This window comes from Stenotrophomonas sp. 17(2023) (genome assembly GCF_030345315.1).
In the GTDB taxonomy this organism is placed as follows: Bacteria; Pseudomonadota; Gammaproteobacteria; order Xanthomonadales; family Xanthomonadaceae; genus Stenotrophomonas; species Stenotrophomonas acidaminiphila.
This window is the reverse complement of sequence record NZ_CP128405.1, coordinates 2,336,433-2,358,585: the sequence shown is the minus strand read 5'-3', so window position 1 is coordinate 2,358,585 and position 22,153 is coordinate 2,336,433. Positions and strand designations below refer to the sequence as shown.

The following is a 22,153-nucleotide window of genomic DNA, read 5'->3' as shown; positions in this document are numbered from 1 at the left end:
ACGGATAAAGGCGGCAGTCACCCCCATTGCCTGCCTGGCGCCCCATGTTCCTGCCCTGGCGGGCGGCGTTTCAGCGCTCGCCGGCGCGGGTGAACGGCACGCTGTCCGGGGCCACCGCGCCGCCGGAGATGATGAAACTCATGGCCTGGTCCACGGTCCAGTCGGTCGGGGTCAGCAGCTCCACCGGCACGATTTCCAGGTAGCCGGAGGTCGGGTTCGGCGTGGTCGGCACGTACACCGCAGCCAGTTCGCGGCCGGTACCGTGTTCGCGGATGACGCGGGTCACCAGGCCCACCGATTTCATTTCGCGGTGCGGGAAGTCGATCAGCACCACGCGCTGGGTGCTGCCCGGCTGGGTCTGCAGGATGTCCAGCAGCTTCTTGGCGCTGTCGTAGATGATGCTGGCCAGCGGGATGCGGCGGATCACCGCGCCGAACCAGCGCAGCAGGCGCTGGCCGATGACGCGGCGGCTGAGCACGCCCACCAGCAGGATCACCAGCAGCGTGGCGAGCAGGGCGAACACATCCTGCATCCATTCCACCCGTACCCAGCCCAGGTAATGCGGGAAGGAGGCGGCGATGCGTTCGGACAGCGGCACCACCAGCGGACTGCTGATGCCGGACAGCAGCACGAACACGAACTTGATCACCACCCAGGTCAGCCAGATCGGCAGCAGGGTCAGCAATCCGGTCAGGAACAGGCGCTGCAGGGAGGGGCGGTGGGGGACGGCGGAAGCTTCGGGCGACATCCGCCGATTGTAGCGGTGCGGCGATGCAGCCGGGCATGACGATTGCGCGCCGCTGCGTTGCCGTATATGTAACAGTGCTTGCGCCGCGTTCGCCCACGGAAGGCGGCATGACACCAGGGAGAAATGCAATGGGCAGGACGCTGGGACGCGTGGTGGCGGGTGTGGTCGGACTGGTGCTGCTGGTGCTGGTGGCGCTGCTGGTCTCCTGGGTATGGCCGCCATCCGCGGCGCAGCAGCGCGCGCTGGCCGCGTTGGAGGCACCGCACGACCTGCCCGGCAGCAACGCCTACGTCACCCTGGCGACGCTGGAGATGCAAGCCCCGCTGGTGCACAGGCAGGCGCAGGTGGATGAACACACCCGCCGGTTCCAGGCGTGGTACGACGCCAGCTACGCGCCCGGTTTCATCCGCGGCGACGCCGAAAGCGAAGCGGGCGTGCCGCCGCCCCTGCCGGTGGACGGGGCGGCGCAGACGCCCACTGCCGACCCGGCGCTGTGCGGTTTCCGCGATGCCGCCACCTGCCTGGAGCGGGTGCGCCGCGCGCCCGAGGCCGTGGCCGCCGCATTGGCGACGCGGGCCACGCTGCTGTCGCGCATGGACGAACTGGCGGCGCATGGGCATTACCGCTCGCCGCTGGTACAGGCGACGCCCGGTCCCTGGCCGGTGCTGGGTCCGCTGGCGGTTCCCCTGGGCGCGCATGCACTGGCCCACGTGCAGGGCGACAGTGCGCGTGCCCTGGCCGGGCTGTGCCGTGATGCCGGGAGCGGACGCATGCTGATGGCGCACGGCGACAACCTGCTGGCCACGATGATGGGCATCGCCATGCTGCGGGCCAATGCGGAGCTGTTCGCTGCGGTGCTGGCCGAGCTCCCGGCGGACGCGCCGTTGCCATCGGGGTGCGCCACGGCGTTCGCGCCGCTGTCGGCGGACGAGGCCGCCGTCTGCAACGGCATGCGCGGGGAATTCGCCATGCAGCAACGCTTCGCGCTGTTGATGGACCGCAAGATCGAGGCTGGCCCGCGCTCGGGCAGGCTGTTATACAACGGTCGCAAAACCCTTGCGAGGCAGGCCGAGGCGCTTGCCTGGCCCTGCCTCCCGGCTGCACGCCAGGCCGTGGCCGAGGATCGCAGGGTGCCGCTGCCGTCCCTGCCGGCCGCGGCGTGGTGGCAGCCGCAGTGCCTGACCAACGCCATCGGCTGCATCCTCAGCGAAATCGCCGGCCCCGCCTACACGGGATACCTGTACCGGGAACAGGATGCCGCCGCGCAGCTGCGGCTGCTGCAGGCGGTACTGTGGATGCGCGGACAGGCATTGCAGGACGCCGAAGCGGTGAGCGCGCGCCTGCGCGAGCTGCCTGCCGGGCTGCGCAGCGCACACCGACCCATCACCCTGTCCGCCGACGGCACCGCGCTGGAAACGCCGGCCTATGCCAGGCAGGGGCAGGTGCTGCGGATGCCGTTGCCGCTGGCCGCATCCAGCCCCTGAAACGCGGCCGGGTGGCCTGCGCCGCGACCGCGCAGCGCCTGCCGCGCGTCTCCGCGGTCACTGCCGTGGCTACCCGCGCGCTTGGCGCGCTTCAGGCTTGGGCCGCACATAGACCTGCTTGCGGACGCGTGCGACCACCTCGCCCTGCGCATCGAGCACGTCATTGCTGAACCAGCGCAGGTGCTTGGCGCCCTCGGCGGTGGCCGCGCGCACCTCCTCGAGCGTGGCCGCGTCGAGCCGGAACTCGGTGGTGACGGTGCCCTTGCCGGGCTTGATGAACTCGATCTCCCCGGCCTTGTCCCACACGTAGTAGTCGCGCCCCAGGTTGTGCAGCAGGCACAGCATCCAGAACGGGTCGGTCATGGCGAACAGGCTGCCGCCGAAATGGGTGCGTACGTAATTGACGTTCCACGGGCGCTCGCGCAGTTCCACGCGCACATAGCGGTAGTCGGCATGGATCTCGGCGACATGGATGCCTGTGAACAGGAACGGCGGCCACAGGTTGATGCCGAGGCGGAACGTGCTGGCTTTCATGGCGGAGTGGGGCGTACAGGGGGACGGGGAGTCTAGCATTCGCACCCGTATGGTGAGGTGGCTGGCGCCTCAGTCGGCCACCCGGTACCCGTCCCTGCCGGCGGCCTTGGCCTGGTACAGCGAGGCGTCGGCATCGCGGAACAGCTGTGCCGGCAGGCCATCGACGTCGGGGACGATGGTCGCCAGGCCGACCGTGACGCTGATCCTGGCCTGGCGCCCCTTGCCGACCGCGACACCGGCCTGGCGGACCCGGGCGACGAGCGCCTCGACCAGCTGGACCGCGCCCTCGCTGCCGGTGTCCGGCAGGATCAGCGCGAACTCGTCGCCGCCGAAGCGCGCGGCAAGGTCACGCGGCCGCCGCGCCAGTTCGCCGATCATCCTGGCGGTCTGCTGCAGCACCAGGTCGCCGACGTGGTGGCCGAAGGTGTCGTTGTAATGCTTGAAGTTGTCCAGGTCGATCAGGGCCAGGCTCAGCGGCCGGCCACCGCGCCGGGCCGCCTCGTACTCCAGCTGCAGCGCTTCTTCGAAGCGCATGCGGTTGGCCAGGCCGGTAAGCGGGTCGCGGTTGGCCTGGCGGCGCCAGTAGCGCAGCTGCCACAGGCCCCAGCCCAGCAGCATCAGCAGCGCGCCGCCGATGGCCGCGGCCGGCGCGAACCACAGGTTGAAACCGCGCAGCAGCACCGCGCTGAGCAGCAGCGGAAGGACCAGCGACAGTACCGCGACCAGCCACGGCGACAGCCGCCGCTGGGTCATGCCCAGCGCGCACAGCGCCACCAGCACGAACACCGCGGCCAACTGCACGGGCGGGCGCAGCGGCAGGATCACGTGCCCGCCGAGCAGCATCGAGGCGACGTTGGCCTGGTATTCGGTACCGCTCATCCAGTATTCGCGCGAAGTGGGCGTGAGCATGCGCGGGGCGATGCCGCTGGCGGTCATGCCGACGATCACCAGCCGGTCGCGCAGCAGCCCGGGCGGCAGGCGGCCTTCGAGCACGTCGATGTAGGACACCTGCGGGAAGGTCCCCGGCGGCCCGGCGTAACGCAGCCGCACGTAGTTGTCGCGTCGCCATTGATAGGGCGAGACCGTCTCCGCGGCCGGATCGACCAGCCCCGGTATCGGGCCGCTGACACCGCTCAGCGCCAGCCCCAGCGCCGGCCAGTAGGCCGAGCCCACGCCGGCCTTCAGGTACAGGCCGCGGGCCACGCCGTCGCCATCGACCTCGATGTCGGTGTGTGCCAGGCCATCGGCCACCGCGGCCAGCACCGGCACCGGCAGCAGTTCCTCGGGCACGGCTTCGTCGCTGGCCGCGGCCGCCAGTACCGGCAGCACGACGTTGCCGCTGCGCTTGATCGCCGCGGCCAGCTGCGCGTCCTGGCTGCCATCCTTGCGGTCGGGCTCGGGGAACATCAGGTCCAGCGCGACCCGGCGCACGCCGGCTTCGCGCAGGCGGTCGAGCAGCCGCGCATGGATGCCGCGCGGCCACGGCCACTGCCCCAGCTGCTGCAGGCTGCGCTCGTCGATGGCGACCAGCGCCAGGCGGTCGTCGGGCGGGTAATCCCAGCCGCCCACCAGCCGGTCATAGACGTGCTCGTCCTGCTGCCAGAACAGGTGTGCCTGGCTGGCCCAACCGGCCAGCGCGCCCAGGGCGACGGCCAGCAGCAGCCGCCACGGCCAGGGCATCAGGAACAGCTTCACAGGGCCAACAGCAGCAGCGCGCCGGCGCCGGCGCCATAGCAGAGCTTGCAGGGCAGCCGGATCTGCTGGGCGGTCGAGAACGGGGCTGCGTAGCCGTCGTCGTCGATGTACTGGACGCGCACATGCAGGGTGCCGCCGCGCCACGGCTGTTTCATCACCACCTCGGGCGCGCTGGTTTCGCGGTCGAGCAGGGGGGCGCTGAAATCGCCGCGGCGGTCCACCTGCACGCGATAGCGCTGGCCTTCGGCGCCTGCCTGCCAGCGCAGGGTCAGCTGGCCCTTGCCGGCCTGCGCCGGCTGCAGGCCGGACTCCGGCGGGGCATCGCTGATGCGCAGCGGCAGGGCCTGCCCGAAGCGGCCGTTGCGGCCCTGCGCGTCCACCGACGCGACCCGCCAGTAGTAGTCGCCGGGGGCGAGCGCGACCGGCGAGCGCAGGCGGGTGGCATCGGTGCGACGCTCGACCAGCGGCTGGCGGAAATCCGTGTCCTGCGCGATCTGCAGCACGCTGCCGCTGGCGCCAGGCACCTGCGCCCAGGCAAAACGCGGCTGCGCCTGGGCCAGGGTCTGGCCATGCACCGGGGCGGTGGTCAGCGGCGGCGGCAGGCCGTCGGGCACCTGGAAGTCGTGGGCGCTGTCATGGCCCTCGACACCCTCGGCGGTGACCGCGCGCACCAGCAGCCGCAGCTGGCCGGGAGGCAGGTCGTCGATACGGATGCTGGAATCGGGGGTGTCGCGCGCGAACAGCAGGATTTCCGGCGCATCGGCACGCACCACCTCCACGCGGTAGCCGCGCGCCTGCGGCACCGGCTGCCAGGCCGCCAGCAGCGGCAGCGGTTCGAGCCGCAGCCGCGCCGCATCGATCACCGGTGCGGCCGGCAGCGGCTGGGCCGGTGCCGGTGCCCGCGTGGCCGACGCGCTGAGGCTGGCCTGGCCGGGATCGACCATCCGCTGGCCGTGGCGGTTGCCGACCTGCACCCGGCCTTCGACCACTTCGGTGACGGCCGGGTCGCCGTCCTGCCCGGCGCTGACCCGGAACACGGTGCCGCGCACGCTGCTGGTGGCGGTGGGGGCGGTGATCATGTAGCGCGACGCCGGCCCCTGTGCCGGGGTCACCCGGCTGCCGCTGCGGCCGCGCTGCAGGCGCAGCCGGGTATCCACCATGCCGGTGGCGCCATAGCTGCTGAGCTGGTCCAGGCGCAGTTCCGAGTTTTCGCGCAGCAACAGGCGCGAGTCGTCGGCGAAGGCCAGGGTGATGCTGGCGTCGGCACCGGTGCGGATGTGGCTGCCGATCGGCAGGCGCATGCCTTCGCGGACCGCGGCGGCCGGCTCGCCGCCGGCACTGACGTCGACCTGGCCGCGCACGGCCACCACGCGTGCCGGCGCTGGCTCGACCCGCAGCCAGGCGATGGGAAAGCGCAGCACCTGGCCCGGCGGCAGCCGGTAGGGGTTGGCGACCGCGTTGTGGTTCTGCAGCTCTTCCCAGGACACGGTGGGCTTGAGATAGCGCGTGCCCAGGTCCCACAGGGTGTCGCCGGGGCGTACGCGGTAGCTCCAGTCCTGGGCGCTGGCCGCGGCCGAGCACGACAGCGGCAGCGTCGCCAGCGCGATCTGCAGCAGAACGGTCAGGCGCAGCGCCCCCCGGTTGAACAACATCATCGGCAATCGGTCCTTCCGTCGCGGGAACCGGCGCCCTGCATCGTGCGCCCCCACTCCCCATGTGGCACGGCAGGGACTGCCGCGCGTCATCACCACAATGAACGGCGCATTATCCGGCAGGGCTTACTTCACCTGCATGAACGAGTAGTGACGGGTCAGAACAGGAGCGACGACATCCGCCGGCGGTAGCGGCCGACGAGGTCGTCGTCCTCGACCACCCGGAATGCGTCGATCAGCGCCTTGCGTGGCGTGCCCTCGGCGTAGTTGCGGTCGATCCGCAGCATTTCCAGGAACTGCTCCAGCGCCGCCTCGTCGTTGCCGCCCAGCAGCTGGCGGATGCCCAGCAGGTGGCGGGCTTCCAGGTCGTTGCCATCGGCCTGGACACGGGCGGCCAGGGCGTCGGCCGGCGGCGCGTCGGCTACCGCGGCATGGAAATCCAGGCGTGCGCGTGCGCGGATGGCGCGGTCATCAGTGGCCAGGTTGGCGGGCAGGGCGTCGAGCAGCTGCCCGGCCTCGGCGACGTCGCCGGTGCGGATCAGCGCCAGCGCCAGGTCCAGCTTGAGCTCGGCCTTGTCCGGCTCGGCGGCGATGGCTTCGCGCAGCGCGGCAACCTGCGACAGCGGGTCCAGCGGGGCGGGTTCGTCCTCGATGGCGGCCGGTTCTTCGGCCGGGGCGATGCCGTGCTGGGCCAGGAACTCGCGCAGCTGGCCTTCCGGCAGCGCGCCGGGGAAGCCGTCCACGATCTGCCCGTCCTTGACCAGGAACACGGTCGGCACCGAGCGGATCTGGAACGCGGCGGCGATCTGCTGCTCCTTGTCCACGTCCACCTTGGCCAGCTCGAACGCGCCGTGGTACTCGCCGGCCAGCTTCTCCAGGATCGGCCCGAGCGTCTTGCACGGGCCGCACCAGGTCGCCCAGAAATCCACCAGCACCGGGGTCTGCAGCGACTTCTGCAGGACGTCGGTTTCGAAGGTCTCGGTGGTGGCGTCGAAAACGTGGGGCAGGTCGGACATCGCGGCGCTCGTAGTGGAAAGGTCTCGCCGAAGATGGTGGCAGAGCCCGCGGATGCAAGTCGATGTAAAAAATACTGGACATCACTCCGGGCGGATGTAACGTTTGCATTACATCCGGGGCGTCATCGGCGTTGCCGGCACGGGCGGCCACGCGGGGCGATCCCGGGGGCGATCGGACAAGGAGGACGCGCATGCGCACACGGGACGTGTTTTCGGCGATGAACCGGCAGCAGACGCTGGCCTGGCTGCTGCTGGCCAGTGCCGGCCTGGCGTCGGTCCTGCTGGGGCGCTGGCTGCTCGCCGGCGGCGGCGGGCAGGCGGATGTCCTGGCTCCCGCGTGGTGGCTGTTGCTGGTCGGCGCGTTCCTGTTCCTGCGCCGCGACGAGAAGGTCGTGGCCGACGAACGCGACCGGGCGATCCAGGCGCATGGTGCGCGGGCCGGCTATGCCGCGCTGGCGCTGATGCTGGTCGTGGTTTCGGTACTGGCCGAGGACCAGGCGGATTTCGTCGCGGCACGCGGCGGTGCCTGGATGGGGAGTTTCCTCGTCTGGCTGGTCTGCCTCTCGCTCAGCGTGCACGCCGCGGTCATGCTCTGGCGTTACCGGCACGACCGCCGGTGAGCGGCACGCCCGTCGGCAACGACATCCGCCGGCTGCGCCTGGAACACGGCGCAATGACCCAGCAGGCACTGGCGGACGCCTGCGGCGTGACCCGGCAGACCATCATCGCGCTGGAGGCGGGGCGCTATGCGCCGTCGCTGGAACTGGCGTTCCGCATCGCCCGCGCATTCGGCGTCGGCGTGGAGGATGTGTTCCGCTGGCAGGGCTGAGCCGGCCGCTCCGGCGTGCGTACCGCCGCGGCAACCTTCACAATCGCCGCCATCGGCTGGCGCCGCCCGCGCCGGCGTGCAAGGGATCGGATGTCGATGGTGTGGAAACAGATGGCGCGCTGGGCCGGACCGGCGTCGGTGGCGATATGGCTGGTGGCGCTGGCGGTGTTCGGCGCGCGGCTGCCGTTCTATGACCAGATGCGCCATCCGGTTTCGCTGCTGGGGGCCACCGGGGTTCCCGGTGCCGGCTCCTTCAATGCGCTGGGCTTCGTGCTGCCCGGGCTGCTGGCGGCGCTGGCCGCGCTCGGGCTGGTGCTGCGCATGCCGGCCACGGCCTCGCGGCCGCTGCGGGTGGCCGGGCAGATGCTGCTGCTGGCCGGGCTGGCGTTCGCCGCCATGGGCGTGTTCCCGCTGGACGCGCAGGACATCGAGAACCGCGCCAGCCAGGCCCACGCCAGCGTCTGGCTGCTGTGGCTGGTGGCGTTCTGTGGCGGCGCGGCGATGCTGCGCGTGGGCGCCGCGCGCGATGCGGCGTGGCGGCCGGTCGCCACCCTGGCGGTGGCCTGCGCGGTGTGGATGCTGTGCAGCGCGTTCGTGTTCGGCAGCGTGATGCCGGTGGCGATGGCGCAGCGGCTGGCGTTCCTGGGCTGGGCGCTGTGGCTGGCGCTGCTGGCACGGCTGGCGCCGCGCTGAGGACGCGCGGCGCTTCCCTGCGGCCGGGCGCCGTCGTCACTGCTTGTAGATCACCCCGTCCTTCATCACGAAGCGCACGTCCAGCACCGCGTTGATGTCCTCCAGCGGGTTGCCGGCCAGGGCGATCACGTCGGCGCGCTTGCCGGGCTCCAGCACGCCCTGGTCGTCCACGCCCAGTACCTGCGCGGCATGCACGGTGGCGGCCTGCAACGCGTACGCGGCGGGGATGCCGGCTTCGACCATGTAGACGAATTCGCGCGCGTTGTCGCCGTGCGGGCCCACGCCCTGGTCGGTGCCGAACGCGATCCTGACGCCGTTGCGGTAGGCCTTGGCCGCGGTCTGGCTGATCAGCGCGCCGATGCGCGCGGCCTTGGGCCGGACGACTTCGGGGAAGTAACCGTCGATGGCCGCCTTCTCGGTGACGAAGCGCCCGGCGTAGAAGGTCGGCACGTACCAGGTGCCGTGCTGCTTCATCAGCCGCATGACCTCGTCGTCCATGTAGGTGCCGTGCTCGATGCTGGTGACCCCGGCCTGCACCGCGCGCTTCATGCCCTCGGTGCCGTGGGCATGCGCGGCCACGCGGAAGCCATAGTCGCGCGCGGTATCGACCACGGCCTTGATCTCGTCCACGGTGAACTGCGGTGCGTCGCCGGAGCGCGCGTAGCTGAGCACGCCGCCGGTGGCGGTGATCTTGATCAGGTCGCTGCCTTCCTTGTAGCGCTGCCGCACCGCCTGCCGCGCCTCGTCCACAGAATTGACCACGCCTTCGGTGGGGCCGGGCGCGCCGACCAGGTGCGCGAGCCGCTCGTTCCAGCCGTTGGTCGGATCGGCGTGGCCGCCGGTGGTGGCGATGGACTTGCCCGCGGCGAAGATCCGCGGGCCCCTCACCAGCCCCTGGTTGATCGCATCGCGCAGGTGCGGGCTGACCTCGCCGCCGAGGTCGCGCACGCTGGTGAAGCCGGCCATCAGGGTTTTCTCGGCATAGCCGACCGCGCGGAAGGCATGGTCCACCGGGTCCAGGCGGAAGTCCTCGGAATAGCTCTGCGGACTGGACTGGCTGCCCAGGTGCACGTGCAGGTCGGTCCAGCCCGGCAGGCAGACCTTGTCGCCCAGGTCGACCACCCGCGCACCCGCGGCATCGGCACCGGTGCCGGGCAGCACCTGGCGGATGCGGCCATCGGCCACGAGCAGCGTGTGCGGTCCCTTGAGCTGGCCGCTGCGTGCGTCGAACAGGCGCCCGCACTGCACGGCGACGGGTTCGGCCCAGGCCGGTGCGCAGGCCAGCAGCAGGAGGGAGGCGAAGCGGCGGCGGATCGGCATCGGTGTCTTTCCCCTGGGGTGGAGGCGGCAGCATAGCGGGCCGGCGCGGGAAACCGGTGTGGCGCCCGGGGCTGCCGTGGGCGGTGCCCGGCGGCAACGTGCAAGCGATTGATATTGCAGGGAACGGGTTTTTCCCGGGGGAGGCGGGGTGTGCCGGATTGGAGCACTCTGGTGCACTGCGGTACGCTGTCCCGCTTTGCCGCAGCCCCAACGCTTTCATGTCCAGCGTCGAAACCAACATCTACGATCCCCAGCAGGTCGAAACCGCTGCCCAGAAGTACTGGGAAACCACCCGCGCGTTCGAGGTCGACGAAACCTCGGACAAGCCCAAGTACTACTGCCTGTCGATGCTGCCGTATCCGTCCGGCGCGCTGCACATGGGCCACGTGCGCAACTACACCATCGGCGACGTCATCAGCCGCTACAAGCGCATGACCGGGCACAACGTGCTGCAGCCGATGGGCTGGGACGCCTTCGGCCTGCCGGCCGAGAACGCGGCGATCAAGAACAACACCGCGCCGGCCAAGTGGACCTACGCCAACATCGACCACATGCGCGGCCAGCTCAAGTCGCTGGGCTACGCCATCGACTGGTCGCGCGAGTTCGCCACCTGCACGCCGGATTACTACGTGCACGAGCAGCGCATGTTCACCCGGCTGATGCGCAAGGGCCTGGCCTATCGCCGCAACGCGGTGGTGAACTGGGACCCGGTGGACCAGACCGTGCTGGCCAACGAGCAGGTCATTGACGGCCGCGGCTGGCGCTCGGGCGCGCTGGTGGAAAAGCGCGAGATCCCGCAGTGGTTCCTGCGCATCACCGACTACGCCCAGGAGCTGCTGGACGGCCTGGACGAGCTGGACGGCTGGCCGGAATCGGTCAAGACCATGCAGCGCAACTGGATCGGCCGTTCCGAAGGCCTGGAGATCCAGTTCGACGTGCGCGACGTGGACGGCAGCGTGCTGGATCCGCTGCGCGTGTTCACCACCCGCCCGGACACGGTGATGGGCGTGAGCTTCGTCTCTATCGCCGGCGAACACCCGCTGGCGGTGCACGCGGCCAGGAACAACCCGGCGCTGGCGGCGATGCTGGCCGAGCTGAAGCAGGGCGGCGTCTCCGAGGCCGAGCTGGAAACCCAGGAAAAGCGTGGCATGGACACCGGCCTGAAGGCGGTGCACCCGGTCAGCGGCGAGCAGGTGCCGATCTGGGTCGCCAACTTCGTGCTGATGGGCTACGGCACCGGCGCGGTGATGGCCGTGCCCGGCCATGACCAGCGCGATTTCGAGTTCGCCGGCAAGTACGGCCTGCCGAAGAAGCAGGTCATCGCGCTCAAGCACCCGAAGAACGACGACGAGCGCAGCTACGACCCGGACCGCTGGCAGGACTGGTACGGCGACAAGACCCGCGAGACCGAACTGGTCAATTCGGCCGAGTTCGACGGGCTGGATTTCCAGGGTGCCTTCGAGGCGCTGGCCGAGCGCTTCGAACGCAAGGCCCAGGGCCAGCGCCGCGTGAACTACCGCCTGCGCGACTGGGGCGTGAGCCGCCAGCGCTACTGGGGCTGCCCGATCCCGGTGATCTACTGCGACACGTGCGGCGCGGTGCCGGTGCCGGAAGACCAGTTGCCGGTGGTGCTGCCGGAGAACGTGCAGTTCACCGGTACCGGTTCGCCGATCAAGGCCGACCCGGAATGGCGCAAGTGCACCTGCCCGGAATGCGGCGCCGCCGCCGAGCGCGAGACCGACACCTTCGACACCTTCATGGAGTCGAGCTGGTACTACGCCCGCTACACCTCGCCGGGTGCGCGCGAGGCGGTGGACAAGCGCGGCAATTACTGGCTGCCGGTCGACCAGTACATCGGCGGCATCGAGCACGCGATCCTGCACCTGATGTACTTCCGCTTCTTCCACAAGCTGCTGCGCGACGCGCGCATGGTCGACAGCAACGAGCCGGCACGCAACCTGCTGTGCCAGGGCATGGTGATCGCCGATACCTTCTACCGGCTCAACGCCGATGGCTCCAGGGACTGGTTCAACCCGGCCGACGTGGACGTGGTGCGCGACGAGCGCGGCCGCATCACCGGCGCCACCCTGCGCAGCGACGGCCAGCCGGTGGTGATCGGCGGCACCGAGAAGATGTCCAAGTCCAAGAACAACGGCGTCGATCCGCAGGCGATGGTGGCCAAGTACGGCGCCGACACCGTGCGCCTGTTCTCGATGTTCGCCGCGCCGCCCGAGCAGTCGCTGGAGTGGAACGAGGCCGGCGTTGACGGCATGGCGCGCTTCCTGCGCCGGCTGTGGACCATGGTGCACCGGCATGCCGCCGACGGCAGCGCGCCGGCGCTGGACGTCGCCGCGCTGGACGCCGGGCAGAAGGCGATCCGCCGCAAGACCCACGAGACCATCGGCAAGGTCGGCGACGACTATGGCCGCCGCCACGCCTTCAACACCGCCATCGCCGCGGTGATGGAGCTGCTGAACGTGCTGGCCAAGTTCGACGATGCCAGCGCCCAGGGCCGTGCGGTGCGCCAGGAAGCCCTGCAGGCGGCGGTGCTGCTGCTCAACCCGATCACCCCGCACGCCTGCCATGCCATGTGGCAGGCGCTGGGCCACGGCGAGACCCTGCTGGAAGACCAGCCGTTCCCGCAGGTCGATGCCGGCGCGCTGGTCAAGGATGCGCTGACCCTGGCGGTGCAGGTCAACGGCAAGCTGCGCGGCACGATCGACGTTGCCGCCGACGCCAGCCGCGAGCTGATCGAGGCCGCGGCGAAGGACGAGCCCAACGCGGCCAAGTTCCTGGAAGGCCTGACCGTGCGCAAGGTCATCATCGTGCCGGGCAAGATCGTCAACATCGTGGCGGGGTGATCCGCCTGCGGCGCGTCCTGATGGTTCGCCATCCGGGCGCGCGGCTGCGCCTTCGTCATCCGGTGCGGCCTGCGCTCCATTGCGGCGACCCCCATCCGCGCCGCGCGGATAGCCCCCCGACCGGGGGGCATGGAAGTGGAGAGCAGCTTTTCCGCAAGTGCTTTCCCGGCAGCACGTGCGCATGCTCCGGTTCTGTCCTGTCTTCGCACGCAACGGCGTCCGCTCCGGGACAGCTTGACCTGCGATCCCCGGTTTCATCCCCGCTCACGCCCGATGGGCGATGATGCGGCGGTTTTCTGTTGCCGCCCCCGGCCGGCTCCGCCAGACTGTGCCCATGACCCGATACCTGACCGCCCTCGTCCTTGCCGTGAGCCTGACCGGTTGCGGCTTCCACCTGCGCAACAAGCTCACCCTGCCGGACGACACCCCGGCGGTGAAGGTCGAGTCCACGGTGCGCTACAGCGAATTGGTCAAGCTGCTTGGGCGCGGGCTGCATGCGTCCGGCGCGATCGTCGTCGGCGAGGACGAGCCTGGCAAGGGCGCGGCCCGGCTGCAGATCCGCTCCGAGCGCTGGGGCGACCTGCCGATCGCCATCGATGCGCAGGGCCGCACGCAGGAATACAGCATGCGCTACGCGGTGGTGTTCGTATTCCGGCATCCCGACGGCAGCGTGCTGGTGCCCGAGCAGGTGATCGAACTGTCGCGCGACTACGTGTCCGAGCCGACCGACGCCACCGGCACCACCACCGAACGCGAGATCCTTGCCGACGAACTGCGCCGGGAGATGTCCGCCTCGATCCTGCGCCGGATCGACAGTGTGACGCGTGCGCAGATGGAGAAGGAACGCAACGCCGCTCCCTCCGCCCCCGGCAAGGACGGCTGAGCGATGCCGATTCTGGCGGCGCCGGCGCGCGGGCGCTGAGCGATGGAACTGCGTCCCGAGCAGCTTGCCAGCCAGGCCGGTGCCCAGCCGCTGGCGCCGGTCTACCTGATCGCCGGGCCGGAACTGCTGCGTGTGCTGGAAGCGGCCGATGCGGTGCGCGCGAAGGCGCGTGCCGAGGGCATCGGCGAGCGTGAGGTATTCGATGCCGACGGGCGCGATTTCGACTGGGGGCAACTGGCGTCCAGTTTCAACGCGCCCAGCCTGTTCAGTGCGCGGCGGCTGGTGGAGCTGCGGCTGCCCGGCGGCAAGCCGGGCAAGGAGGGCGCGGAGGTGATCAGCGCGTTCTGCGCGCAGCCGCCGGCCGACGTGGTGCTGCTGATCACCGCCGGCGAGTGGAGCAAGTCGCACCATGGCAAATGGGCCGATGCGGTGGCGCGCGCCGGCGTGCTGTCGGTGGCTTGGGCGATCAAGCCGCACGAACTGGGCGACTGGATCGAGCGTCGCCTGCGCTCCAGGGGGCTGCGAGCCGAACCGGCCGCGGTACAACGCCTGAGCGAGCGCGTGGAGGGCAACCTGCTGGCCGCCGCGCAGGAAATCGACAAGCTGGCGCTGCTGGCCGAGGGGCAGACGCTGGACGTGGCGAAGATGGAGGCGCTGGTCGCCGATGCCGCGCGCTACGACGTGTTCCGGCTGGTCGAGGCCGCGTTCTCCGGGCAGCCGCAGGCGGTGGTGCGGATGCTCGCCGGGCTGCGCGCCGAGGGCGAGGCGGTGGCCGCGCTGACCCCGATCCTGATCCGCGAGCTGCTGCTCACCGCCGGACTGGCGCGGGTGCAGGCCGGTGGCGGCAATCTCGCCGGTGAAATGAAGGCGCGCGGCATCTGGGAGTCGCGGCAGGCGCCGTTCAAGCGCGCGCTGCAGCGACATCCGGCGGCACAGCGCTGGGAACGTTTCGTGGCCGAGGCCGGCCAGGTCGACCGCATGGCCAAGGGCCGTGCCGATGGCGATCCGTGGCTGGCGCTGGAGCGCCTGCTGCTGGCGGTGGCCGAGGCGCAGGCGGTGCGCCTGCTGGCGCGCGGGACGCGCTGAGCGTGGCGCCCATGCCGGGGCCGCGCCCGGATCGGCCCGGTGGCGACCTGGTGCTGGTCTACGGCGGCACCTTCGACCCGGTCCACAACGGCCACCTGGCCATTGCCCGCTGCGCCCGTGACGAGCTGCATGCCCCGGTGCGGCTGATGCCGGCCGCCGATCCGCCGCACCGGCCGCCGCCGGGCGCCGATGCCGCCCAGCGCACGCGCATGCTGGAACTGGCGGTCGCCGGCGAGGACGGCCTGTGGGTCGACACCCGCGAACTGCGTCGCGCCGCCCGCCAGCCCGGGGTACCGTCGTGGACCGTGGACACCCTGCGGGAACTGCGCGCCGAAACCGGCGCCACGGCTCCGGTGGCGCTGCTGATGGGTGCGGACAGCCTGCTGGGCCTGCCGACCTGGCATGAATGGGAGCACCTGCTGGACCTGGCGCATATCGTCGTCGCCGAACGCCCCGGCAATGCGCTGGACGGGCAGTTGCCCGCCGCGCTGGCCGCACGGCTGCGCGATGCCTGGGCGGACGATGCCGCGCGCCTGCGCGAGCGCCCGGGCGGCCGGGTCTGGCGCCTGCGCCAGCCGTTGCAGGCCGAATCCGCGACCGCCGTGCGCCGGCTGATCGCCAGCGGCGGCCACTGGCGCGGGCTGGTGCCCGATGCCGTTGCCGGCTACATCGGCGCCCATGGCCTGTATGGCTGCGCCACGGCGTGAATGCCGGGCGCGGCCGGGTTCTCTATAATCGTCGCTTCATTCATCGAGTTCTGCCGCTTTGACCACCGAAGCCCAAGTCATCAAGACCCAGTTGCCCAATCCGCCGCCGTCCGTTCCCGCCCTGCTGGCATCCGTGCATGCGGCACTGGAAGAACTCAAGGCCAAGGACACCGTGGAGATCGACGTCCGTGGCAAGTCCAGCGTGGCGGATTACCTGGTCATCGCTTCGGGCACCTCGACGCGCCACGTCAAGTCGATCGGCGACGAAGTGGTGCGGTTCGCCAAGGACCTGGGGGTGATGCCGCTGGGCGTGGAAGGCGAGCGCGAGGCCGAATGGGTGCTGGTGGACCTGGGCGACGTGATCGTGCACGTGATGCTGCCGCGCGTGCGCGAGTTCTACGCGCTCGAGCGCCTGTGGACGGTGGGCGACCAGCCGCCGTCGTCCGCCGACGGGGAGCAGCAGGAAGCCGGCTGATCTGCCCGGCGACATGCCACGCGACGGCGCCGCAGGGCGCCGTCTTCGTTTCGACGCCGTGCCGGGAGCCGCGCCATGAAAGCCAGACTGATCGCCACCGGCGAACGCGCACCGTCATGGGTGGCGCAGGGATTCGCCGAATACCAGAAGCGCCTGTCGCACTGGTTGCCGCTGGAGCTGGTGGAGATCGAGCCGGGCCTGCGTGGCAAGGGGCGCGACCCGAAGCGCGCCATCGACGACGAGGGCAGGCGCGTGCTGGCGGCGCTGCCGAAGAATCCATACGTGGTGGCGCTGGACGTACCCGGGCGCCAGCTCAGTTCCGAACAGCTCGCGCAGCGGCTCGAGCACTGGCGCGCGCAGGGGCGCGACCTGGCGTTCCTGATCGGTGGCCCGGAAGGGCATTCGCCGGAGGTGTCGGCGATCGCCGACGAGAAATGGTCGATCGGCCCGCTGACCCTGCCGCACATGTTGGTGCGGCTGGTCGTGGCCGAGCAGCTGTACCGTGCCGCGGCGATGCTGGCCAATCACCCCTACCATCGCGCCTGACATGCGTATAGAATGCGCGTCCCCGCCCGAATAGCTCAGCCGGTTAGAGCACTTGACTGTTAATCAGGGGGTCGTTGGTTCGAGTCCAACTTCGGGCGCCAGATTCGAAGGCCTGCATCGCGCGATGCAGGCCTTTTTCGTTGTGGGCCCGGCGCCGGCCGGCAATGCGCAGGCCCGGGGAGCCCGGGCCTGCGCGGTCGGCGATCCGTGGCCGATCAGTTGAACGTGTACTTCGCGCCCAGCGTGTAGTAACGGCCGATGGCGCCGCTGTAGTGCAGCGGGTTGTAGTTCACCGCGCCATAGGTCAGCGGGTCGAGCGGGGCGATGCGGTCGGTCAGGTTCTGCACCGAGCCGAACACCTCGAAGGCATCGGTGACGCGCCAGCGCCCGGACAGGTCGATGCTGTAGAACGAGGGCAGCTTGCAGCCGTCCGGGGCATCGCTGCCATCGGTGAAGTGGTTGGCGCAGCTGTCGCCCTTGAACGCGACGTTGTCGATGCTGCCGATGTAGTTGGCGATGGCGCTGACGCTGAAACGGTCCATGTCCCAGGTCAGGCCGAGGTTGACGCGGTCCTTGGGCGTGCCGATGCAGTTGGTGACGTCGCAGTTGCCGTGGGTGCCGGCGTATTCGTACACGGCGCCGGCGCCATCATCGCGCTTGAACGAGTTGATGCGGGTCCACTGCAGGTCCGCCACCAGCCTGCCGTAGTTGCCCAGCGGCACGCGCTGGCGGATGTCGAAGTCGAAGCCGCGTACCGTGGTCTGCGCCGAGTTGATGTAGTCCACGCTCACGGCCAGCAGGCTGCCGCTGTTGGGAATGCCGGGCAGGTCGTTGTCCGAGCGCACGCCACGGCCTGCGGCCAGCGCCTGGTCGGTGTCGCCCTGGTTGATCTCGTTGGTGCGCTTGATCTGCCAGGCATCGAAGGTCAGCGTGGTGGTCGAGGTCGGGTCCAGCACCAGGCCGGCGGTGTAGCTCTTGGATTTCTCCGGCTTCAGGTTGGGATTGGCCGAGGTGATGATGGCCAGGTTGACCGCGCAGTCGGCCGCGGTCGCGCCCGGCGCCGGGGTGCCGCCGGGGCAGCGGACCGGGTCGCGGGCGGTGCTGAACGCCGCCAGCCCGCCATCGCCGGCTTCGGCCGCGCCCGGGGCACGGAAGCCCTCGGCATAGGTAGCGCGCAGCGCGATCCACTCGGCGGGCGTCCACTTCACGCCGAGCTTGGGCGTGGTGGCGGTATCGCCGCCTTCGTACTTGTCCACGCGGAAGGCGCCGGACAGCTCCAGCGACGGCAGTACCGGTGCGACCATTTCCACGTAGGCGTCGGTCACCTTCTGGGTGCCCCTGTAGGCCGAATAGCCCAGGCCGATGATGTCGCCGATATCGGTATAGGTCTGCGGATCGAGCTGCGCCTTCTGCCGCCGGTACTCGGCGCCGAAGGCCAGCCCCAGCGGGCCGCCGCGCAGGTCGGTGAGGGTGCGCGAGGCCTTGAAGTCGATCATGTCCAGGCTGGTGGTGGCGTTGGCGCGGATCGTGGGCGAAATGTAGTCGTACAGGGCCTGCGAGTTGAGCCCGGCATTGGCCCCCAGGCGCCACCAGCCGACCGGGCTGTTGGGGTCGGACAGCGCGGTGCGAACGTGGCTGTAGCGCAGGAAACCGGTGCGCTCGTTGACCAGTTGCGTGGCCGAGTGCAGGTAGGCGGTGTCGATGTCCCACGCACCGAGGGTGCCCTTCATGCCGACCAGGAAACGGGTGAACTCGTTGGTGTTGCGGGTGATGCGCGGGCCCACGTCGAAGGCGGCGTAGCGCAGGCGCGCGTTGGCGCCCAGCGGATTGTCCGGGTGGCCGGCGCCGAGAACGGTGGCGCCACTGCCGCTGCTGGCGTTGACCGGCCCGCCGGGATAGCCCCAGGAGCCGGACACGCCGCTGGGGGTGTTGTAGAACTCGGTCTTCTTCTTCGAGTAGCCGAACTCGCCGTACAGCTCGAAGCTGTCGGACAGCGCGAAGGTGCCGCGCGCGAACAGATTGCCGAACTCCTCGCTCGGGCTCAGGCTGCGGAAGTCCTGGGTCTCCCACAGGCAGCCGCCACCGGGGTCGGCCGGGGTGATGCGGGAAAACTGCGCGCATCCCGGCAGCGACTGGTAGAGCCCGGTCAACGGATCGCGGATGCTGCCCACCGGCGAATTGCCGGCCACCGTGCCGCCGGCGGTGATGGCGCCGTTGAGCGGGAAGTTCTGGCCACCGGCGACGCGGTCGTAGCCATAGGGGCTGAGGTCGCCGTTGCCGATCCACTTGCGGTTGCGCCGGTCGGAAATGCGGATGCCGTCGGTCTTGCTGACGTCCAGGCTGATGAAGGCATTGAAGCCATCCTCGGCGAGGCTGCCGATGCCCGCGGTCAACGAGCCGCGGCGCGCGTTGCCGTCGCTGTCGCCGGACATGCCATAGGACGCCTTGGCGATGGCGCCGGTGAAGTCCGAGCGCAGGATGATGTTGACCACGCCGGCGATGGCGTCCGAGCCGTAGATGGCCGAGGCGCCATCCTTCAGCACCTCCACCCGCTCGACCGCGTCCATCGGGATCACGCTGAGGTCGGTGAACACCTTCTGGCCGTCGTCGGCCAGGCCGTAGGGCGCCATGCGGCGGCCATTGAGCAGGACCAGGGTCGAGGCCGCACCGAGGCCGCGCAGCGAGATGCCCGAGCCGCCGCCGGCGAAGCCGGTGCCGAAACTCTTGGGGATGGAACCGGCGCCATCGCTGGTCAGGGTCTGCAGGTACTCGGCGATGGTGGCCTTGCCGGTGCGGTCGATTTCCTGGCGGGTGATCACCTGCACCGGCGAAGCGGTTTCGGTGGTGACCCGCGGAATGTTGGAGCCGGTGACGGTGATGCGGTCCAGGTTGGTGGGCTTCTCGTCCGGGGCGCTCTGCGCGAGCGCGGCCGGGGCGGCGATGGCCAGCGTGGCCGGTACCAGCAACAGGCGCGCGAGGCTGGTGGCAATGCCGGCGCAGAGGCGGTTCGGGCGGCAGGCAGGCTGCCGATGGGTCGGATGTTTCACAGTCTTCTCTCCAAGGGGAACTGCGGCAGGAGACCGCCAGAAGACTGGCGGCCGGGGACATCGACGGCCGCGAATCTATGTTTTCCCCAGGTGAGACGAAGGTGAAAAATGGATTAATGCGCAGGCTTTCACGCAGGACCCGCCGGGAAGCGTTCAGCTGCGCTTCCCGGCGGGCCTGGCCGGCCTCAATTCAGCTTGAAATCGATCGGCACCAGGCCATAGGCCTGCACCGCGCGGCCGTTGTCGGTGGCCGGCTGGAACTTCCACTGGCGCAGGACCTGGGCGCGTGCGGCGTTGTCGAGGCTGCGGTTGCCGCTGCTGCGCTCCACCCGCACTTCCAGCGGCGAGCCGTCGACGTCGACCAGCACCCGCAGGGTCACCGTTCCCTGCGCGCCCACGCGCAGCGCGTCACGTGGGTATGCCGGTGCCGGCGCATGCAGGTAGCGCAGCTGTACGCCTGCCAGTGGCATGGGCGGCGCCACGGAATCGACCGCCGGACCGGTATCGGTGGGCGTGGCGGCCGCGGCCGGTGGCGCGATGACCGCCTCGGTGGCGAAGACCGGCATTGGCGCGTTCTCCACCGGTGCCGGCAGGGCGTGGTGCGTCGGCGGCGGGGTGTGGCTGACCACCGGCACCTCCGCCGGTGGCGGCACCGGCGCCACGGGGACGATTTCCGGCAGCTGCCAGCGCGGCTCCTGGCGGACGGCGTCGCTGCGGATGGGGGCCTGCGACAGCGGGATCAGCAGCAGTCCTGCCGCCAGCGCATGCAGGGCGATGGCCGTGCTGTAGGCGAGGATGCGGGAGGTGTCGAAACGGATCGGGGAACTGCCGGAATGCGTGCGGACCATGTACCACCTCCATGCAAGGGGCGTGTGCCGGATACAACGCTCGGTGACGCGGGGCGGGGTTGCAGGGGGTGCACCGGTCCGGCCCGCGTGGACCCAGTGCGCCCGCAAATCCACGATCCGGCAAGCGGGGGCGCAGTTCCCGGTCAGCCGCCAGACAGGAAAACGGCGCCCGCAGGCGCCGTTTCCGCCACAGCAGGTGCCGGGGATCAGCGGCCCAGTTCGAACACCACGTCCAGGCTGACCGACAGCGTGGTCTCGCCCGGCGCCACCGCCGTGTCCATTTCGGCCTTGCCCGCACGCGCCATCGCCATCATCGGCATCGGCGGGCGGAAGCCGCCACTGCTGCCTTCGGAGATGCTGACGATGCGGCGCACGCGCAGGCCCAGCGACTTGGCATAGGTCTCGGCGCGGGCCTGGGCCTTCTTCAGTGCGGCCAGGCGGGCTTCGTCGTAGACCGGCTCGGGCTGGTCGATCTCGAAGCTCGGGCCGTTGATCTGGTTGGCGCCCTGCGCGGCCAGGCTGTCGAGCACCTTGCCGAGCCTGGTGATGTCGCGCACCTTCAGGCTGACGGTATTGCTGGCCTGGTAGCCGGTGATCTTCGGCGCTTCGTTGTCGGCGTAGCGGTACTGCGGGCTCAGGTTGATGCCGCTGGTCTGGATGTCGCGTTCGGCGATGCCGGCGGCCTTGATCGCGGCCATCACCTTGTCCATCTGCACCGCGTTCTCGCGCATGGCGGTATTGCCGTCGGCGGCCTGGGTGACCACGCCGGCCGACAGCGTGGCCACGTCGGGGACGCGCCGCGCTTCGGCCTGGGCGGAAATGTTCAGCAGGGTGGCGTCGCTGGCCACGACGGCCGGGGCGTTCTGGGCGTGGGCGGTCATCGGGGCTCCCGAGGCGAAGGACAGGGCGAGCAGCAGCGGGGCGAGGGTGGAATGGCGCATGTGGATCCTCCTTGGATGGATGCGAGGGTGGTGTGGTGGCGATGAACGGGTAGTGAGGCCGCGCGGGGTCGCGACCGTAGCGGGGGCTTTGCCGATCGTTCAGCATGCGACCGCCCAAGCGTAGGCGGGAAGGGGCCGGTATGGCGAGCACGGGCATGCGCCGCCGATGGCAGGCGCGGCCGCAACGGGCGCAGGTTATGCTTCGCCGATGCTCTATCTCGCTTCCCGCTCTCCCCGTCGCAACGAACTGCTCGCGCGGCTGGACATCCCGTTCCGCGCGCTCGACCTGGACGTCCCGGAAATCCGCGGCGCCGACGAATCGCCGCTGGCCTATGTGCGCCGTGTCGCCCTGGACAAGGCGCGCGCCGGGCTGGCGCGGGTCGCCGCCGAACCCGATCCGCTGGTGCTCGGCTCGGACACCGAGGTGGTGCTCGGCGACCGCGTCTACGGCAAGCCCGCCGATGCCGCCGACGCCGCGGCGATGCTGCGCTCGCTGGCCGGGCGCACCCACCTGGTCATCACCGCGGTGGCCCTGGCGGCGCCCGCCCGCGAGGAACAGGTGGTGGTCGAATCGGAGGTGACGTTCGCGGCGATGGGCGAGGATGAGATCGCCGCCTACGTTGCCAGCGGCGAGCCGATGGGCAAGGCCGGGGGCTATGCCATACAGGGAGGCGCCGAGCGCTGGATCAGCCGGCTCTCGGGCAGCTATTCGGGCGTGATGGGATTGCCGTTGCAGCAGACCGCCGCGCTGCTGCGTGGGTTCGGCGTGACCGGAAAGGATTGAACCG

At 70.4% G+C, this 22,153-nt stretch carries 20 protein-coding genes and 1 tRNA gene; 12 read left to right on the top strand and 9 right to left on the bottom strand.

The genetic code is table 11. The features are described 5' to 3' along the window. Window positions 1–70: 70 nt before the first annotated feature. Window positions 71–748, bottom strand: a complete 678-nt coding sequence (locus tag QQA12_RS10615) for a DUF502 domain-containing protein (protein ID WP_054666732.1) — start codon at window positions 746–748, stop codon at window positions 71–73. 128 nt (window positions 749–876) lie between these two features. On the opposite strand from QQA12_RS10615, the gene QQA12_RS10610 reads away from it, so the two are divergent. Then, window positions 877–2,232: a hypothetical protein gene (locus QQA12_RS10610; protein ID WP_226049271.1), complete on the top strand. Its 1,356-nt coding sequence runs from the start codon at window positions 877–879 to the stop codon at window positions 2,230–2,232. Window positions 2,233–2,301: 69 nt separating this feature from the next. On the opposite strand, the gene QQA12_RS10605 is transcribed toward QQA12_RS10610, so the two are convergent. The 4 genes from QQA12_RS10605 to trxA all read right to left on the bottom strand — a co-directional run bounded on the left by QQA12_RS10605 (window position 2,302) and on the right by trxA (window position 7,129). After that, window positions 2,302–2,766, bottom strand: a complete 465-nt coding sequence (locus QQA12_RS10605; RefSeq protein WP_054666728.1) for a DUF4442 domain-containing protein — start codon at window positions 2,764–2,766, stop codon at window positions 2,302–2,304. A 69-nt stretch (window positions 2,767–2,835) separates the two neighbouring features. Then, window positions 2,836–4,461 (bottom strand): CHASE2 domain-containing protein, encoded by a 1,626-nt coding sequence (locus tag QQA12_RS10600; RefSeq protein ID WP_226049270.1) that lies wholly within the window; start codon window positions 4,459–4,461, stop codon window positions 2,836–2,838. Then, on the bottom strand, window positions 4,458–6,116 hold the full coding sequence (locus QQA12_RS10595; protein WP_226049269.1) for a FecR domain-containing protein: 1,659 nt from the start codon (window positions 6,114–6,116) through the stop codon (window positions 4,458–4,460). The genes QQA12_RS10600 and QQA12_RS10595 overlap by 4 nt, the downstream gene beginning before the upstream one ends. Window positions 6,117–6,271: 155 nt before the next feature. Further along, window positions 6,272–7,129, bottom strand: coding sequence for a thioredoxin (trxA, locus tag QQA12_RS10590; protein WP_226049268.1), 858 nt, complete (start codon window positions 7,127–7,129; stop codon window positions 6,272–6,274). A gap of 191 nt (window positions 7,130–7,320) precedes the next feature. Here trxA and QQA12_RS10585 point away from each other — a divergent pair, with 191 nt between their 5' ends. The 3 genes from QQA12_RS10585 (at window position 7,321) to QQA12_RS10575 (ending at window position 8,651) form a co-directional block, all read left to right on the top strand. Next, a complete protein-coding gene (locus QQA12_RS10585) occupies window positions 7,321–7,749 on the top strand; it encodes a hypothetical protein (protein WP_226049267.1) in 429 nt (142 codons plus the stop codon). Window positions 7,750–7,802: 53 nt separating this feature from the next. Next, the gene (locus QQA12_RS10580) at window positions 7,803–7,958 is read left to right on the top strand and encodes a helix-turn-helix transcriptional regulator (protein WP_232522675.1); all 156 of its coding nucleotides are present in this window, start codon (window positions 7,803–7,805) and stop codon (window positions 7,956–7,958) included. A gap of 96 nt (window positions 7,959–8,054) precedes the next feature. Then, window positions 8,055–8,651 carry a DUF998 domain-containing protein gene (locus QQA12_RS10575; RefSeq protein WP_226049266.1) on the top strand — a complete coding sequence of 199 codons (597 nt, stop codon included), beginning with the start codon at window positions 8,055–8,057 and terminating at the stop codon, window positions 8,649–8,651. 36 nt (window positions 8,652–8,687) lie between these two features. On the opposite strand, the gene QQA12_RS10570 is transcribed toward QQA12_RS10575, so the two are convergent. After that, window positions 8,688–9,971 (bottom strand): amidohydrolase family protein, encoded by a 1,284-nt coding sequence (locus tag QQA12_RS10570; RefSeq protein WP_226049265.1) that lies wholly within the window; start codon window positions 9,969–9,971, stop codon window positions 8,688–8,690. A gap of 218 nt (window positions 9,972–10,189) precedes the next feature. Between QQA12_RS10570 and leuS the strand changes: the two genes are divergently transcribed. From leuS to QQA12_RS10535, 7 genes are all read left to right on the top strand, one after another. Then, window positions 10,190–12,832 (top strand): leucine--tRNA ligase, encoded by a 2,643-nt coding sequence (leuS, locus tag QQA12_RS10565; protein ID WP_226049264.1) that lies wholly within the window; start codon window positions 10,190–10,192, stop codon window positions 12,830–12,832. A gap of 334 nt (window positions 12,833–13,166) precedes the next feature. Beyond that, the gene (gene lptE / locus QQA12_RS10560; protein WP_226049263.1) at window positions 13,167–13,715 is read left to right on the top strand and encodes an LPS assembly lipoprotein LptE; all 549 of its coding nucleotides are present in this window, start codon (window positions 13,167–13,169) and stop codon (window positions 13,713–13,715) included. 42 nt (window positions 13,716–13,757) lie between these two features. Beyond that, on the top strand, window positions 13,758–14,801 hold the full coding sequence (gene holA, locus QQA12_RS10555) for a DNA polymerase III subunit delta (RefSeq protein ID WP_054666715.1): 1,044 nt from the start codon (window positions 13,758–13,760) through the stop codon (window positions 14,799–14,801). A gap of 11 nt (window positions 14,802–14,812) precedes the next feature. Then, window positions 14,813–15,508, top strand: coding sequence for a nicotinate-nucleotide adenylyltransferase (nadD, locus tag QQA12_RS10550; protein WP_226049932.1), 696 nt, complete (start codon window positions 14,813–14,815; stop codon window positions 15,506–15,508). A 58-nt stretch (window positions 15,509–15,566) separates the two neighbouring features. Further along, on the top strand, window positions 15,567–15,983 hold the full coding sequence (gene rsfS / locus QQA12_RS10545; RefSeq protein WP_226049262.1) for a ribosome silencing factor: 417 nt from the start codon (window positions 15,567–15,569) through the stop codon (window positions 15,981–15,983). A 75-nt stretch (window positions 15,984–16,058) separates the two neighbouring features. After that, window positions 16,059–16,529, top strand: coding sequence for a 23S rRNA (pseudouridine(1915)-N(3))-methyltransferase RlmH (rlmH, locus tag QQA12_RS10540; RefSeq protein ID WP_182334779.1), 471 nt, complete (start codon window positions 16,059–16,061; stop codon window positions 16,527–16,529). A gap of 24 nt (window positions 16,530–16,553) precedes the next feature. Next, window positions 16,554–16,630: transfer RNA gene (locus QQA12_RS10535), tRNA-Asn, on the top strand. Window positions 16,631–16,744: 114 nt separating this feature from the next. On the opposite strand, the gene QQA12_RS10530 is transcribed toward QQA12_RS10535, so the two are convergent. The 3 genes from QQA12_RS10530 to QQA12_RS10520 form a co-directional block, all read right to left on the bottom strand. Then, window positions 16,745–19,519, bottom strand: a complete 2,775-nt coding sequence (locus QQA12_RS10530) for a TonB-dependent receptor (RefSeq protein ID WP_225546752.1) — start codon at window positions 19,517–19,519, stop codon at window positions 16,745–16,747. Between the two features lie 242 nt (window positions 19,520–19,761). Further along, window positions 19,762–20,424, bottom strand: a complete 663-nt coding sequence (locus QQA12_RS10525; protein WP_226049261.1) for an energy transducer TonB — start codon at window positions 20,422–20,424, stop codon at window positions 19,762–19,764. A gap of 206 nt (window positions 20,425–20,630) precedes the next feature. Further along, on the bottom strand, window positions 20,631–21,365 hold the full coding sequence (locus QQA12_RS10520; protein ID WP_054666704.1) for an SIMPL domain-containing protein: 735 nt from the start codon (window positions 21,363–21,365) through the stop codon (window positions 20,631–20,633). A gap of 208 nt (window positions 21,366–21,573) precedes the next feature. Between QQA12_RS10520 and QQA12_RS10515 the strand changes: the two genes are divergently transcribed. Then, on the top strand, window positions 21,574–22,149 hold the full coding sequence (locus QQA12_RS10515; RefSeq protein WP_054666703.1) for a Maf family nucleotide pyrophosphatase: 576 nt from the start codon (window positions 21,574–21,576) through the stop codon (window positions 22,147–22,149). Window positions 22,150–22,153: the final 4 nt, after the last annotated feature.

What these genes read in the sequence shown, in the direction of transcription:
- QQA12_RS10615 (WP_054666732.1), bottom strand. Translation starts at nt 748, where the DNA reads ATGTCGCCCGAAGCTTCCGCCGTCCCCCACCGCCCCTCCCTGCAGCGC.
- QQA12_RS10610 (WP_226049271.1), top strand. Translation starts at nt 877, where the DNA reads ATGGGCAGGACGCTGGGACGCGTGGTGGCGGGTGTGGTCGGACTGGTG.
- QQA12_RS10605 (WP_054666728.1), bottom strand. Translation starts at nt 2,766, where the DNA reads ATGAAAGCCAGCACGTTCCGCCTCGGCATCAACCTGTGGCCGCCGTTC.
- QQA12_RS10595 (WP_226049269.1), bottom strand. Translation starts at nt 6,116, where the DNA reads ATGATGTTGTTCAACCGGGGGGCGCTGCGCCTGACCGTTCTGCTGCAG.
- trxA (WP_226049268.1), bottom strand. Translation starts at nt 7,129, where the DNA reads ATGTCCGACCTGCCCCACGTTTTCGACGCCACCACCGAGACCTTCGAA.
- QQA12_RS10585 (WP_226049267.1), top strand. Translation starts at nt 7,321, where the DNA reads ATGCGCACACGGGACGTGTTTTCGGCGATGAACCGGCAGCAGACGCTG.
- QQA12_RS10580 (WP_232522675.1), top strand. Translation starts at nt 7,803, where the DNA reads ATGACCCAGCAGGCACTGGCGGACGCCTGCGGCGTGACCCGGCAGACC.
- QQA12_RS10575 (WP_226049266.1), top strand. Translation starts at nt 8,055, where the DNA reads ATGGTGTGGAAACAGATGGCGCGCTGGGCCGGACCGGCGTCGGTGGCG.
- QQA12_RS10570 (WP_226049265.1), bottom strand. Translation starts at nt 9,971, where the DNA reads ATGCCGATCCGCCGCCGCTTCGCCTCCCTCCTGCTGCTGGCCTGCGCA.
- leuS (WP_226049264.1), top strand. Translation starts at nt 10,190, where the DNA reads ATGTCCAGCGTCGAAACCAACATCTACGATCCCCAGCAGGTCGAAACC.
- lptE (WP_226049263.1), top strand. Translation starts at nt 13,167, where the DNA reads ATGACCCGATACCTGACCGCCCTCGTCCTTGCCGTGAGCCTGACCGGT.
- holA (WP_054666715.1), top strand. Translation starts at nt 13,758, where the DNA reads ATGGAACTGCGTCCCGAGCAGCTTGCCAGCCAGGCCGGTGCCCAGCCG.
- nadD (WP_226049932.1), top strand. Translation starts at nt 14,813, where the DNA reads ATGCCGGGGCCGCGCCCGGATCGGCCCGGTGGCGACCTGGTGCTGGTC.
- rlmH (WP_182334779.1), top strand. Translation starts at nt 16,059, where the DNA reads ATGAAAGCCAGACTGATCGCCACCGGCGAACGCGCACCGTCATGGGTG.
- QQA12_RS10525 (WP_226049261.1), bottom strand. Translation starts at nt 20,424, where the DNA reads ATGGTCCGCACGCATTCCGGCAGTTCCCCGATCCGTTTCGACACCTCC.
- QQA12_RS10520 (WP_054666704.1), bottom strand. Translation starts at nt 21,365, where the DNA reads ATGCGCCATTCCACCCTCGCCCCGCTGCTGCTCGCCCTGTCCTTCGCC.
- QQA12_RS10515 (WP_054666703.1), top strand. Translation starts at nt 21,574, where the DNA reads ATGCTCTATCTCGCTTCCCGCTCTCCCCGTCGCAACGAACTGCTCGCG.